General features: G+C 60.1%; 10 protein-coding genes. 5 read left to right on the top strand and 5 right to left on the bottom strand.

Annotated features, from left to right (window positions below; genetic code table 11):
- Window positions 1-21 precede the first annotated feature (21 nt).
- Window positions 22-1,038: a hypothetical protein gene (locus tag JNN07_26125; protein MBL9171237.1), complete on the top strand. Its 1,017-nt coding sequence runs from the start codon at window positions 22-24 to the stop codon at window positions 1,036-1,038.
- Between the two features lie 9 nt (window positions 1,039-1,047).
- On the opposite strand, the gene JNN07_26120 is transcribed toward JNN07_26125, so the two are convergent.
- The gene (locus JNN07_26120) at window positions 1,048-1,695 is read right to left on the bottom strand and encodes a hypothetical protein (GenBank protein ID MBL9171236.1); all 648 of its coding nucleotides are present in this window, start codon (window positions 1,693-1,695) and stop codon (window positions 1,048-1,050) included.
- A complete protein-coding gene (locus JNN07_26115) occupies window positions 1,688-2,605 on the bottom strand; it encodes a phosphatidate cytidylyltransferase (protein ID MBL9171235.1) in 918 nt (305 codons plus the stop codon). Before JNN07_26115 ends, JNN07_26120 begins: the two co-directional genes overlap by 8 nt.
- Window positions 2,606-2,839: 234 nt before the next feature.
- Between JNN07_26115 and JNN07_26110 the strand changes: the two genes are divergently transcribed.
- Window positions 2,840-3,808, top strand: coding sequence for a sel1 repeat family protein (locus JNN07_26110; protein MBL9171234.1), 969 nt, complete (start codon window positions 2,840-2,842; stop codon window positions 3,806-3,808).
- 451 nt (window positions 3,809-4,259) lie between these two features.
- On the opposite strand, the gene JNN07_26105 is transcribed toward JNN07_26110, so the two are convergent.
- From JNN07_26105 to JNN07_26095, 3 genes are all read right to left on the bottom strand, one after another.
- Window positions 4,260-5,219 carry a glycosyltransferase gene (locus tag JNN07_26105; GenBank protein ID MBL9171233.1) on the bottom strand — a complete coding sequence of 320 codons (960 nt, stop codon included), beginning with the start codon at window positions 5,217-5,219 and terminating at the stop codon, window positions 4,260-4,262.
- Complete coding sequence (locus JNN07_26100; GenBank protein ID MBL9171232.1) at window positions 5,216-6,628, bottom strand: cysteine--tRNA ligase; 1,413 nt, start codon at window positions 6,626-6,628, stop codon at window positions 5,216-5,218. Before JNN07_26100 ends, JNN07_26105 begins: the two co-directional genes overlap by 4 nt.
- A gap of 225 nt (window positions 6,629-6,853) precedes the next feature.
- Window positions 6,854-7,849, bottom strand: coding sequence for a zinc ABC transporter substrate-binding protein (locus tag JNN07_26095; GenBank protein ID MBL9171231.1), 996 nt, complete (start codon window positions 7,847-7,849; stop codon window positions 6,854-6,856).
- Between the two features lie 126 nt (window positions 7,850-7,975).
- Here JNN07_26095 and JNN07_26090 point away from each other — a divergent pair, with 126 nt between their 5' ends.
- From JNN07_26090 to JNN07_26080, 3 genes are all read left to right on the top strand, one after another.
- Window positions 7,976-9,238 carry a glucuronate isomerase gene (locus JNN07_26090; GenBank protein MBL9171230.1) on the top strand — a complete coding sequence of 421 codons (1,263 nt, stop codon included), beginning with the start codon at window positions 7,976-7,978 and terminating at the stop codon, window positions 9,236-9,238.
- A gap of 217 nt (window positions 9,239-9,455) precedes the next feature.
- Window positions 9,456-10,643 carry a tryptophan synthase subunit beta gene (gene trpB / locus JNN07_26085; GenBank protein ID MBL9171229.1) on the top strand — a complete coding sequence of 396 codons (1,188 nt, stop codon included), beginning with the start codon at window positions 9,456-9,458 and terminating at the stop codon, window positions 10,641-10,643.
- A gap of 90 nt (window positions 10,644-10,733) precedes the next feature.
- Window positions 10,734-14,075 (top strand): PSD1 domain-containing protein, encoded by a 3,342-nt coding sequence (locus JNN07_26080; GenBank protein MBL9171228.1) that lies wholly within the window; start codon window positions 10,734-10,736, stop codon window positions 14,073-14,075.
- Window positions 14,076-14,091: the final 16 nt, after the last annotated feature.

Raw genomic sequence — 14,091 nt, 5'->3', positions numbered from 1 at the left:
TCCAAACCCTATGCAGGCTTGATGCGAACGCGCTCCCCAATCTGGATATGGACGGCGGCATTTCTCTGCCTCGGCCTCGCAGGATTTCTTCCCCTGACCGCAGCGGCTGCAACCTCCAACTCCGCCAGCACCACCGCGAACGCCCGACCGCCCAAGAGCAACGCCGACCTGCGTTACTGGCTGCAGAACATGGTTTGGTACCACCATTTTACGCTCGAGGAGATGGAAGCCGCCCTCGGCCTCAGCAGAGCACAGATCGCCGACGCCCTCCGCACGTATCGCATCACGAGCGCCGGACGCCCGGAGCGCGGAGAGTCCGCCTCCCTGCTCGTCGTTCCGTACCCGGGAGGGCGACATCCACGGATTGGGTTTCTGGATGGAGCCCTCGAGCCTCAACGAGAGACGAAGCTCAGCGTGTTTACTCCTTGGGACGAGAAGAGCTACGTGGTGATCGATGTGCCCGAAGCCATCTGGTCCAATCTCGGGCTGACCTACTTGGCACACACCCACATCCCCACGGTATGGAGCCAAGCCAAGATCGCGCTTCCGAAGCTTGAGTGGCGGCGGCGGAAGGATGGAAGCTTCCAACTGGAACGGAAGCTCCCCAACGGACTGAGCTTCGCCACCCTGGTGATGCCTTCTCGCGACGCCGTCCGACTCGAGATCAAGCTGTTCAACGGCAGCACCAATCACCTGAGCGACCTCCGCGTCCAGATGTGCGCCATGCTCAAGGGGGTCGCGGGGTTCAATCAGCAAACCAACGCCAACAAGATCTTCGCCAAACCCTTTTCGGCCTGCCGCTCGGACGACGGCATGCGGTGGATCATTTGGGCCTGGGAACCGGCTCATCGAACTTGGGGCAATCCTCCGGTGCCCTGCCTGCATTCCGATCCCAAGTTCAAGGATTGCGCCCCCGGTCAAAGCCAGGTGATCCGTGGTTGGATGTCATTTTACGAAGGAACGGATATCCGGTCCGAACTGACCCGTATCGAGCAGGACCCCTGGCTGGTTCAGGCAGCCGCGTCCGCGGGGCCCTAAGGGATCAAGTCACGGCACTCCGGGCTCGCTTTGGTCAGGAATCCACGGGAGATCCTGACGCAGCTGCCAGTCGTATTTCCGATCCTCCGATACCGGCGTCCAAAACAGCCGCCCCCCATGCCTCCAGGCATCGAGGACCAACCCTTGTTTCATGCGCTGATCTCGACCAGCCACGACCAGCGAGTTATGCTCATGTTTCGTGTTGAGTTTGGAGACGACACGATACAGCCGGAGCGTGCGCAACCCCACGGTCTGGAGCTTCGCTTGAAGATCATCCGCCCAATGATAGCAAAGTCCTCGATCCTTAAATTTCAGATTCACCAGCACGTTTTGGAGCACGGCCGGACGAACTGCCCCGTATCGCTCCGCGAGATCGAGCGAGTGGTTGAGGGCCATGTCCGCCAACGCCTGGGCCTCGTGCAGGTCCACGCCGGGTGAAAGCGATCGAAGCTCCGTCACGAGAGCCGCCACGCGGGTTGGATCGGCCCGCCGGGGCGCTTCCCCGACCCGCCGCGCAGGCACCGTAGCGCAGCCGGTGACGAAGCAGGCGAGCAGGAACAGAGGGATCCAACATCCCGACCACCCCACCAGGCGCCAACGCCATTCAGGCGAAGGCTTAGACCGAGCCGCGCTCGAATGACTCACCCGTTCAGGCATGGGTCAACACGTGACGCAGGTAGAGGTACATGAGGGGCGCATTGAACAGGAGACTGTCCAATAAATCCAGAATCCCACCTATCCCAGGAAAGAAGCCTCCCGAGTCTTTCACTCCAGCCTCCCGCTTGAAGATGGACTCGATAAGATCGCCGATCACTGCCGCCGCACCGAGCACCAAGCCCAGCACCACGGCATGCATCGTCTTCATCCCAACCAGGTGAGAGCCAGCCAAGAAGGCAAACAGGGCGCTTACCCCGGTGGACATCAGCAAGGCGCCCACGAAGCCTTCCCAGGTTTTGCCCGGACTCACTCGCGGGATCATTTTGTGTTTTCCGATCAATGACCCCAGGACATATGCCCCCACATCGCTAGCCTTGGTCACCAGGATGAAATACAGCACATACCAAGTGCCTTCTACGCCGGGGAAAAAATTGATCTTCTGAATGAAATTCAGCAGCCAGGGGACATACATCAACCCGAATAGAGTGGTCGAGATCGCCGCGATTCCTTGCGCCATCTCATGACGCAGGAACTGCCGCACACACATGCCCAATACAAAGACAATCAACAGGGTGGTTTCAAAGTCGTTGACGCGGGCCGGGGTACCGTGAATCCCCAGTTTACCCTGCAAGTGGAGAAAGGTGCCGACCATCAAGAGAGTGCCGCAGACCAGCCCCCAGGCCGGAAAACAAATCAGCTTGGTCTTTTGCGCCATCGTGTAGAACTCCCGCAGCCCTAGCCACGCCAGCAAGGTCATGATGGCGATAAAGAAGTAGTCCGACAGGATCTTGTTGGTCGAAAACAAGGCCGAGATCACCACCGTCCAGAGGATGGTAGTGCTCAAAAGCCGACGTAGGAAAATTTTCCCCTTCGACAAAGGCTGGGCTGCGGCCGCGGGCTGATTCGACATGCGGGGTGATAGTAGCGAGCCTCGCCCAAGAGCCCCAGGAAAATATGGTGCGCAGGGGTTAGCGAGGGTGTGATCTTTGCCGGGTGGGGCCGGCCGGGAACCCACAGGGTTCAAAGAGACTAGCCGGGGCGCTGCGGGTTCGGACCCCGGGAACTCAGGTCACGCTTAAGCCAGGGCGGAACCAACCGATCATTCCCAAGTGAACATGTGTGCAACCAAACCGGGACGCAGCTCTTGAACTCCAAACGCATTCTGGCAGCCAGCCCGCAGCGCAACCCAATGCCCAACCTGGGCCGAGGGCTGCTCCTGACTGTCCTGGGCCTGGCCATGTTCGTCCGGCTGGGCGAGCGAGCCTCCACCGCAGGTGAACCCAACCGATCCACCGGACGCTCCACCTCGGACGCCGCACGGGGAAGGACCACCGTCCAGGCACGTTCCACGAACGAGTCGGTCACTGATGCCACGGAGTATTTCCGTCAGGGACAGTTTGCCGAATCGACCCGGGATTATGCTCAGGCCATGAAGTTGTATCGAAAAGGCGCAAACCAGGGCCACGCGCCTTCCCAAAACAATCTCGGTTTTCTCTATCTTCGCGGTTTGGGCGGCACTCAAGATGCCGAGGAAGCCGTTAAATATTTCAAGGACGCGGCCCGACAGAACTATGCGGCGGCGCAGAACAACCTGGGAGTCTGCTATCGGGACGGCCTGGGGGTCAAAGCCGACCAGGCCAGTGCTGCGAAATGGTTCCTGCAAGCGGCGGAACAGGGAATGGCCGAAGCGCAGAATAATGTGGGAGTTCGCTTTTATCGGGGCCTCGGCATGCCCAAAAACACCGAAGTGGCCATCAAGTGGTTCACCAAAGCCGCCGACCAGGGACTGGGCACCGCGTGGGTCAACCTCGGCATCTGTTATGTCGAAGGACGCGGGTTCAGCAAGGACTTGACCAAGGCCTATGAATATTTTTGTAAAGCCGCCGAGTTGGGGGATGCGGACGGGCTGCTGAGCCTGGGTTTCGCGCACATGCAAGGCAAGGGCGTTTCCAAGGATCTGATCCGAGCCTATGTCTGTTTCGACACGGCGGTCACCTACGGCGACAGCTATGCTGCTCAGGCTCGGGGCAAACTCAAGACCATGATGACCGAGAAGCAGGTAGCAGAAGCTCACCGCCGCTCCTACGAAAACTCCAAGCGAAACTCCCCCTAGCAGCCACCACCGCCGACGGTGATGGCTGCTAGAAGGCACTGCGTGCCGGGACACGGCACCTTAAGGATACCTCCGCATAATAGACTTAAACCGAGGCCATGAACCTGGTAACAAGGGAGTGGGCGGAGCAGCGCTCTATGGACTGCGGTGGCACGACACCGCTTTTCCTTCGTCTCAGGTTAGCCCTCTCCAACGCACGCATTTACAATGGGCACACCAGCAGACACTCCGGCAAGCGTAGGAAAAGCGGAGACGTGTCTCCGGACAATGGAACTATAAGCCTCGTCGGACCGTTTCAAGGTCAACTCCATGGTGCCTTGTTCCTTCGCGTGAGGCTGTACCGCTCTGGACACTGAAGCGCGCGATCGGTTCGTGGAGGGGCCGCCGAAAAGAGGGCCATGGTTAAACCTGGCCCGCGCCCGGAAAGATGCGGGCTAGCAACCAAAAGTCACTAAGCCTCCCATCGCTGGAGCTGAACCTCAACCGTAGGCCTTACGCCCGGAGGAGGTTTGACCGCAGTAAACAAACCCCGCCAGAACCCCAAGCCATACCCCGTGTGGGTCAGCACCACCAAGGGAAGAGAGAGAAAACCAAGCACAAACCCGTGCGAGCAGGCCGACAGAATCCCCTGCCCCAACAGCGCCACCAGATACAGTCCCAACGGCACCAAGCCCAACCATCCCAGGAATGGCAAGAGAACGAGGTAGAGACAGAGCAAGGGTGGCGCAAAATTAGGCAGGGAGCCCAGGGTGGGATGCAACCGAAACTGCTCCGCCCGCCCGCGGCCATAGGTGAAGACCATCCGAGCGAATGCACGAATGGAGGAACGCGGCCGGCGGTGCACGACGAAGTCGGGATCATACAGCAAGGTAGCTCCCCGTCGCTGCATCGTATCCATCAGGGCGTTCTCCTCGTTCGGGTAGAGCAACTCGTCGAATCCTCCCGCGTCCAGAAAGGCGGATTTGTGACACAGGAGGTTGCAGAGGATCAGCTCCTTCTCGCCAGAAGCCCGCACCTTGCCGACGGACGCATAGCGCGCGCGGCTGGAAAAGAAGGCCAGGAAGGAGCTGAGAACCACGGCAAAGACCCGTTCCAACGTGGGGGCATCGGCCGGGCAGAGATTCGGGCCACCCACCATCTTAACGGCGGCATCCCGCTCCGCGTGGCTGAAGGCGCGCCGCAGATTGTCCGGACGCGGCAGGGCGTCATCATCGAGAAAGTAGATCCACTCACCGCGCGCCGAGCGGACGGCAACGTTTCGCTGCACCGAGGGTTGCTTGCCCCGAGCCACGATCCATTCCAGCCGGTCACGGGGATAGTCCAGAGCTCGGGCCGCCTGAAGGGCGAGCGGCTCCCCGTCACCCGGACGGGTAGGAATCACCACCGAGACCAGGGGAAGCGGGGCGCTCACGCCTTCTTGAGCTTAGCCCCCTGGGGCGTGTCTTCGATCACCCATCCGGCCGCCTTGATCGCATCGCGAAGCAGATCCGACTGCTTGAAGTCCCGAGCTTTCCGTGCGGCTTGCCGCTCCTCCAGCAAACGCACCACTTCGGGAGGTGCCGCCGCTTCCGCCGGGCGATTCAGCCCGAAGACCCGGTCCAGCCGCACCCAAGCGGCCAGCGCGCCCGCGGCCTGCGCGGGCGTCAACTCGCGATCCGCCAGCTTGCGATTCAGATCCCGAACCCAGACGAAAACCAGCCCCCAGGCGGCAGCTATATTCAGATCCTCATCCAGCGCGGCGGTGACCTCGTCGACAATGTTCGAGTCAGGTTCACTCACCGCCCCCGCCGCGAGCTGAGTCAGCTTGGCGACGCATTCATCCAGGCGTCCCAACGCCGCCCGCGCACCGTCCAACCCATCGAAGGAAAAGTTGAACGTCTCGCGATAGTGCGAGCTGAGCAGGACATAGCGAACCTCCCGACCGTTGTAACCCCGGCTCATCAGGTCGCGGAGTGTAAAGAAATTTCCCAGCGACTTCGCCATCTTCTTCCCCTCCACCAGGAGGTGAGCGCCATGCATCCAATACTTTACAAACCGGTGTCCGCCCTCTTGCAGCCCCGCCCCCTCGCTCTGCGCGATCTCGTCCTCATGATGCGGGAACATGAGGTCTTCTCCGCCCAGATGAAGGTCGAAGCTCGATCCGAGCAGCTTCATGCTCATGGCGCTGCACTCAATGTGCCAGCCCGGACGGCCCTCACCCCAGGGGCTGGGCCAAAACACATCCCCATCTTCAGGAACCCGCGACTTCCAGAGAGCGAAGTCGGCGACCGATTCTTTGGCGTATTCGTCCTGCTTGACCCGCTCTCCCGCCCGCATCTCCTCGAAGTTCAGATTCACCAACTGGCCATAGCAGCATCCTCCCTGGCGGTATTTGGAGATGCTGAAGTAAACCGATCCCTCCGCAATATAGGCATAACCCCGTTCCACCAGACGGGTGATCAACTGGACGATCTCCGGCACAAACTCTGTGGCGCGCGGCATCGTGGTGGGACGGAGGCAGCTCAGCCGGTCCAGATCTTCCAGAAAGGCCTGCTCGTAGCGCGCCGTGTAATCGCGAAGCTTCTCGCCGGACTCGCGGACCCGCTTGATGATCTTGTCCTCGACGTCGGTGATGTTCATCACATGATGCACCGCGAAGCCTCGAAACTCCAGGTAACGGCGCACCAGATCCGCAAACACAAACGTGCGAAAGTTGCCGATGTGCCCGTAGTCGTAAACCGTAGGGCCGCAGCAATACATCCCCACCCGTTTCCCCGCCGGATCCAGAGGAACAAAATCCTCCACGGACCGCGACAGGGTATTGAACACTCTTAAAGCCATGATCTTTATCTACCTAGTAAGAAGGGGGGAGCGTACGCCGGCAGGCCAGAAAGCCAAGAAAAACCTCTCGGGAGGGAGGATGGGGTAGTGACGAGTGACGAGTGACGAGTGATGAGTGGGGGGAAGGGTTGGTGCCGTACTCAAACCGTCACTCGTCACTCGTCACTCGTCACTCATCACTCATCACTCATCACTCATCACTCATCACTCATCACTCGTCACTCGTCACTCCTTCGCGTCTCCCTTCAATGCCTTGACGATGGTCACCAGATTGTGGCGGATCATTCCCTCGTAGGTTCCAACATCAAAACCGTTTTCAATGGTGCCGGAAGTGCCCATGGCGTCGGAGAAGAGTTCCCCGCCAATGGTAGCGCCCGAGTCCTTCTCGATCCTCCGCATGGCGGCGGGGGACACACTGCTTTCAACAAACACGGCGGCTACGCGATTGCTCTTCACAAAATCCACCAGCCTGGTCACATCGGCCAACCCGGCCTCGGTCACCGTGGAGATGCCTTGCAGGGCCACCACCTTGAAGCCATAGGCACGGCCAAAATAATTGAACGCGTCGTGGCTGGTGACCAAAATCCGGCGCTGCGGCGGAAGAACCGCCGCCCGTTCCAACGCCCAAGTGTGCAAGGCCGCGTATTGAACCCGAAGCTGCGCCGCCCGACGCTCATAATCCGCCGCTCCCGCGGGATCCACTTGAGTCAGCCCCTTCACCACGGTCTCGATGCAGCGGCTCCACAACGGAACATCGAACCAGACATGGGGATCGTAGGCTTCCTCCCCGCCCTGCCCCGTCTGGAGCAGTTGGGCGCGAGGAATCGAATCCGTCACCGCGAGCACCGGCCGATCCGCCTTGCTCACCCGGGCCAGCACCTCCTGGAGCTTTCCCTCCAAGTGCAGCCCGCTGTAAAAGATCACCTGCGCCATCTGCAACTTCCGAAGATCAGCGGCCGTCGCACGATACAAATGGGGGTCGACTCCAGGTCCCATCAAGCCCTGAACCTCCACCCGGTCTCCACCCACCGCCTTGACCATGTCCGTGACCATGGTGACGGTGGTCGCCACGCGGACGCTCGCCCCCCATGCCTCCATACCTCCCCACAGGCCACCCAGGACGACGGCCAGACACCCCGCCCAACGCCGCGCCCAGGCGCCCTTCCCCCAAGAGACACCCCCATCTGAACCCATGCCCCTCCGGGCAGATTCATGACTCACGCTGAATTGCATACCCTATGCATAGAGCCTCCCTTGTTCATGTCAACGAACAAAGTTAGGCTCACCTAATTAGTTCCCTCCAAAAAAAGGGTCGATGGCGGCGCGGACACCGGCTATTGGGAAGGAATGGCAACGCGCGAACAGCCCTTGAACCAGTCTCGTCAGACGCTCGCGAAGCGGATCCAACGGATCGTGAATGCGACGCCGGTGGACGATATTCATACGCACTTGTATGATCCGGCGTTCGGAGAACTACTGCTATGGGGCATCGATGACCTTCTGGTCTATCACTATCTGGTGGCTGAGACGTTCCGTTACCTGGAAGAGCCCTATGAGCACTTTTGGAAGCTCACCAAGGTGCAGCAGGCTGACCTGATCTGGGAACAGCTCTTCCTGCGTCACTCCCCCATCTCGGAGTCGTGCCGAGGCATCCTGACGATTCTGAACAGCTTCGGACTGGACGCCAACCGACGCGACCTGAACGCAATTCGTCGCTGGTTTGCCCAACAGCGCCCCGAGCGTCATGTCGATCGGGTTTTAGATTTGGCCGGAGTTCGAAGCGTGTGCATGACCAACTCCCCCTTCGACGAATTGGAGCGGCCGGTTTGGGAACGCGGGTTTAAGCGTCATCCCCGCTTCAAAGCCGCCCTGCGCATCGATCCGCTGCTCCTGGATTGGCGAACCGCCCGAAAACAGCTCAGCCAGTCGGGATACCGAGTCACGGCATCACTCTCCGTTCAGACGCTCTCCGAAGTGCGACGATTCCTCGCCGACTGGAGCGCCCGGATGGAGGCGGGGTTCGTCATGGTGTCGCTTCCGCCTGAGTTTACCTTTCCGGCGAACACCGAGGCCGCCCAGCTCATTGAGGGCGCGGTGCTGCCCCATTGTCGCGACACCGGACAGCCGTTTGCGGTGATGCCGGGAGTCAGGCGGGCGGTCAATCCGCAGCTCAGGATGGCTGGCGACGGCGTCGGGCTGACTCAGCTCGACTTCCTGCGCAACCTGTGCGCCGCCTACCCCGACAACCGGTTCGCAGTGACCGCGCTAGCCCGCGAAAACCAGCATGAATTGTGCGTTTTGGCTAGGAAGTTCAGAAACCTGCATCTGTTCGGATGTTGGTGGTTCACCAACACCCCTTCGCTCATTGGCGAGATGACACGGATGAGGGTGGAACTGCTCGGGCTCAGCTTCACCCCACAGCATTCGGACGCCCGGGTACTGGATCAGCTGATTTACAAATGGAAGCACTCTCGGCACGTGATCACCGAGGTATTGATCGAAAAATACGCGGACCTGGAGGCAACCGGCTGGAAAACGACCGATGACGAGCTGCGACGAGATATCGCGGGCCTCTTCGGCGGAGAATTCGGCCGCTTCTGCGCCCTCTAGCGGGCCGTGGGACTTGTCCTCACCCCGACTCCGTGTCGGGGTGAATTCTAGCAGGCCGACGCCAAGAAAGCCCTGGAAAGAAGGAATAGCTCGGGTGGGCACCCTGCAGAACGACATTCTAAGTCCGCCGGCCTGCTAGGAGGAAACCTTAAAATCCCCCTTTCACCCACTTGCCCCTTACCCTATTCTTACCTCCATGAGTTCCGCGCTCACCGACATCGCCGTGCAGCCTGATGCCCAGGGTCACTTTGGACCTTATGGGGGACGGTACGTTCCCGAGACCCTGATGCACCCGCTCCAGGAGCTGGAACGGCAGTACTTTAAGGCTCAGGCGGATCCAGAATTTCAGAAGGAGCTCGACTACTACCTCAAAGAGTTCTGCGGACGTCCGACCCCGCTCTACTTCGCGGAGCGGCTAACCCGCGAGCTGGGAGGCGCGAAGATCTATCTGAAGCGAGAGGACTTGCTGCACACCGGGGCTCACAAGATCAATAATGCCATTGGCCAAGTGCTTTTGGCCAAGCGCATGGGAAAGACCCGCATCATCGCGGAAACCGGCGCCGGGCAGCACGGGGTGGCCACCGCCACGGTGGCGGCGATGTTCGGGATGAAGTGCGTGATTTACATGGGAGCGGTGGATTGCGAACGCCAGGCCTTGAATGTGTACCGGATGAAAATGCTGGGAGCCGAGGTGGTTGCCGTGCATGCCGGACAAAAAACCCTCAAAGAAGCGGTGAGCGAAGCGATGCGCGACTGGGTGACACACGTTCGCCACACCCACTACATCCTGGGTACGGCCTATGGGGCTCATCCCTACCCGGTCATGGTAAGAAACTTCCATCGTGTGATCGGCGATGAAGCTCGGCGACAAATCTTGGAAAAGGAAAAGCGCCTGCCCGACTTGCTGATTGCCTGTGTCGGGGGTGGTTCCAACGCGATTGGCCTTTTCTACCCATTCCTCCAGGATGAGTCGGTTCGCATGTTGGGGGTGGAAGCCGGCGGTGAGGGAATTCTTCCGGAGAAGCATGCCGCCCGGTTCCAAGGCGGCTCTTTAGGCGTACTTCAAGGAACCCGAAGTTATATCCTCCAGGACGAATGGGGCCAGATCCAGCTGACCCACAGCGTGAGTGCCGGATTGGATTATGCCGCCGTCGGACCAGAGCACGCGTGGCTGCACGATCAAGGCCGCGTGGAATACACCTATGCCACCGACGCTCAGACCCTCGATGCGTTCATCAAGCTAGCTCGCTTGGAAGGCATCATTCCCGCACTGGAGAGCGCTCACGCGGTCGCTGCCTGTTTCGAGCGCGCGCCGCGGTTGCCCAAAGACGCTTTGGTGATCGTCAACTTGTCCGGCCGCGGGGACAAAGATGTGTCGCAGGTGGCAGCCAAGATCAAGCTCTAGCCTTAACCTCAAAACGCTTGAAGCGGATGCCGCCTTTGATCGTCTTTCTTAGACGGCAGGCGTGTCATTCCACGCTCGGTTGATGGCAAGATGAACTCAAATCAGGCAGCAGTCTCTCAGTATCTATCTCTCTCCCTCGCTTGGGTACTCTTGCTCACCCGCGCGGGAGGGGCCTTCGCCGCGTCGCCCGACGCCCACGCGGGCATCGAATTCTTCGAAAAGGAAATTCGGCCAATCCTCGTGGAGAACTGCTACGCCTGTCATAGCTCCCAGGCTGAAAAAGGCATCAAGGGCGGACTGAACCTGGAAACCTCAGCCGGACTGCGCAAAGGCGGCGAAAATGGACCGGCCATTGTGCCCGGGGATCCGGAACACAGCCTCCTCATCAAGGCCGTGCGCTACGGCGACGAACACCTCCAGATGCCACCGAAGGACAAAAAGCTCCCGGCTCCGCAAATCCAGAACCTGGAGGCCTGGGTCAAGATGGGGGCTCCGGATCCCCGAACGGGAGCGGTTCACAAGGCTAGCGCCGCGGTGGATCCCAAGTCTCACTGGGCGTTCAAACCCATCGTCTCGCCCCCAGTCCCCGCCGTCAAAAACCAGTCCCAGATCCAAACCGCAGTCGATGCTTTCCTGCTGGCACGCTTGGAGCCGAAGGGACTGAAGCTTTCTCCCCAGGCCGATCGCCGAACGCTCATCCGTCGCGCGTTCTTCGACCTGACCGGGCTTCCTCCGTCGCCAACCGAGGTCGAACGGTTTCTCAACGACAAGTCACCCGACGCCTTCCGCCGGGTCATCGACCAACTGCTGGATTCCCCCGCCTATGGAGAGCGCTGGTCTCGGTACTGGCTCGATATCGCCCGCTATGCGGACACGAAGGGTTATGTTTTCGAGGAGGAGCGCCGCTATCCGTACTCCTACACCTATCGCGATTACGTCATTCGGGCCTTCAATGAAGATCTGCCCTACGACCGCTTTCTGAAGGAGCAGCTGGCTGCAGACCAGCTCACTCCCGGCGAGGACAAACGCGCCTTGGCCGCCATGGGGTTCCTGACCCTGGGTCGACGTTTTCTGAATAACCAGGCCGACATCATCGATGACCGAATTGACGTAGTCATGCGTGGCATGATGGGCCTGACAGTGGGATGCGCGCGGTGCCACGACCACAAGTCGGATCCGATTTCGATCAAAGACTATTATTCGCTGTACGGCGTGTTCGCCAGCTCCCACGAGCCCGCCGAAAAGCCCCTGTTGGGTAAATCGGCCCTACCCAAAGAGTACCCCCAGTACGTGGAAGAGCGCAAAAAACGTCTGGATGAACGAGCCAAGTATCGGGAGGAGCAGGACGCCGAGGCTCTGCGCAAGGTCACCGCCCAGTTTGGTGACTACTTGCTGGTGGCGCGGGATGCCAGCAAGCTCAGCGACGGCGAGGCCAAGGAAAAGCTGGCCCGGGAACGCAAACTCGAGCCAGTCGTGGCCAACAAGTTTCGGGAGCGGTATGAAGCCTGGTCCAAGCAGCCGCCGGCGGCGTTGATCAGCTGGTTTGCTTTCAGCTCCTTATCCGACACCAATTTCGCCGAGGCGTCGAAGGCGCTGTTGGCCAACCAGCTTAAAGCATCACTAACTGGCCCCTCCTCCGACTATTGGATGACCAGCGCGCCGCCTAAAAGTTTGAGGGAGGTGGCCGACCGATACAATGAGTGCTTCAAGCGTTTGGCCGACGTGAAGGGCGCCACCAACTCAATAACTGGTTCACCCCTCCCCGAAGTTCAGGAGTTGCTGGCCTCGAAAGAGAATCCCCTGGTGCTGAATCCGGACGAGCTCCACCGGCTATTCCCGACCCCCGTGCAGCAGAAACTTCGCGCGCTTCAGCGGAAGATCGATGAGCTCGACGCAGTTCATGCCGGAGCTCCACCCCGGGCCATGGCGATGATGGACAACGACAAGCCGCATGAACCGGTGGTGTTTAAGCGGGGCAACCCAGGAAATCCGGGCGAGAAAGTGCCCCGGCAGTTCCTGGAGGTCCTGAGCGGTCCCGACCGACGGCCATTCCAGAAAGGCAGCGGCCGTCTCGAGATGGCCGAGGCCATCGCCAGCCCCGACAATCCGCTCACGGCTCGGGTGTGGGTGAACCGTGTGTGGAATTATCATTTCGGCACCCCATTGGCTCGAACTCCCAGCGACTTTGGTTTGCGATCCGATCCGCCCAGCCACCCAGAGCTGTTGGACTTTTTGGCATCCACGTTCATCAAAGAAGGCTGGTCGGTGAAAAAGCTGCATCGACTGCTGATGCTGTCCTCCGCCTATCAGCAATCGAGCGACGATCGTCCGCCAGCGGTCAAGGCGGACCCCGGAAACCAGCTCTACTGGAAGCAGAATCGGCGACGCCTGGATTTCGAGTCCATGCGCGACACACTGCTCGATCTCTCTGGAAAGTTGGACCGCAACGGAGGAGGGCAACCGGTGGATATCACCACCGAACCCTTCGCCACCAAGCGCACCGTCTATGGATTTGTGGAACGACAGAATCTGCCTGGACTGTTTAGGACTTTCGATTTCGCCAGCCCCGACACGAGCAGCTCCCAACGCTTCAGCACCACCGTTCCGCAGCAGGCGCTCTTTCTGATGAACAGCCCGTTCGTGGTCGACAAAGCTCGAGGGGTGGTGGAACGCGAGGACTTCAAGAAGGTGTCGGGCGAGGAGGCGCAAATCCGCCACCTGTACGCCCTGATCTATCAGCGCAGCCCGGAGCCGGAAGAGATCCGATGGGGTAAGGAGTTCTTAAAGCAGCCTGCGAGCGAACCGCCCCCGGAGATCCCAGCCTGGCAATACGGCTACGGCTCCATCGAACTCACCTCGGGCAAGCTGGAAAAATTCACCCCACTGCCTCATTTTAACAACTACTCCTGGCAAGGCGGCAAGGAACTGCCCGATTCCAAATTGGGCTGGGTGCTATTGAATGCCGAAGGCGGCCATCCCGGCAAGAATCCGGGGTTTGCCGCCGTGCGCCGGTGGACTGCGCCACGCGCCGGGACACTGCATTTCAAAGGCGAGCTGAACCACCCCAGCGAACAGGGTGACGGAGTCCGAGCCACCGTTCTCCTGAACGGCCAACGCAAACTGGGCGAATGGACGGCGTATCACTCCAGCACCAACACCATCCTGGAAAGGATCAAAGTCAAGGAAGGCGACACCATCGACTTTGTCACCGACGCCCGGGAGAATGAGAGCTTCGATTCCTTCCAGTGGATCCCACGCTTGAAATACACGGGGGCATCCAATTCCGATGCTAAGGAGCCCAGCCAACGGTCGCGATGGCAGGCCAAAGAGGACTTCGGCGGCCCTCTGCCTCCGAAGCAGAAGGGGCTCAGTGCGCTGGAGAAGTATGCCCAGGTGCTGCTCCTCGCCAACGAGACGTTCTTCGTGGACTAACAATTTGCTTTGCCGG

Source organism: Verrucomicrobiales bacterium (assembly GCA_016793885.1).
GTDB lineage: Bacteria > Verrucomicrobiota > Verrucomicrobiia > Limisphaerales > UBA11320 > UBA11320.
The sequence above is the reverse complement of the archived record's forward strand: the minus strand, read 5'-3'. Positions and strand labels throughout refer to the sequence as shown.

What these genes read in the sequence shown, in the direction of transcription:
- JNN07_26125 (MBL9171237.1), top strand. Translation starts at nt 22, where the DNA reads ATGCGAACGCGCTCCCCAATCTGGATATGGACGGCGGCATTTCTCTGC.
- JNN07_26120 (MBL9171236.1), bottom strand. Translation starts at nt 1,695, where the DNA reads ATGCCTGAACGGGTGAGTCATTCGAGCGCGGCTCGGTCTAAGCCTTCG.
- JNN07_26115 (MBL9171235.1), bottom strand. Translation starts at nt 2,605, where the DNA reads ATGTCGAATCAGCCCGCGGCCGCAGCCCAGCCTTTGTCGAAGGGGAAA.
- JNN07_26100 (MBL9171232.1), bottom strand. Translation starts at nt 6,628, where the DNA reads ATGGCTTTAAGAGTGTTCAATACCCTGTCGCGGTCCGTGGAGGATTTT.
- JNN07_26090 (MBL9171230.1), top strand. Translation starts at nt 7,976, where the DNA reads ATGGCAACGCGCGAACAGCCCTTGAACCAGTCTCGTCAGACGCTCGCG.
- JNN07_26080 (MBL9171228.1), top strand. Translation starts at nt 10,734, where the DNA reads ATGAACTCAAATCAGGCAGCAGTCTCTCAGTATCTATCTCTCTCCCTC.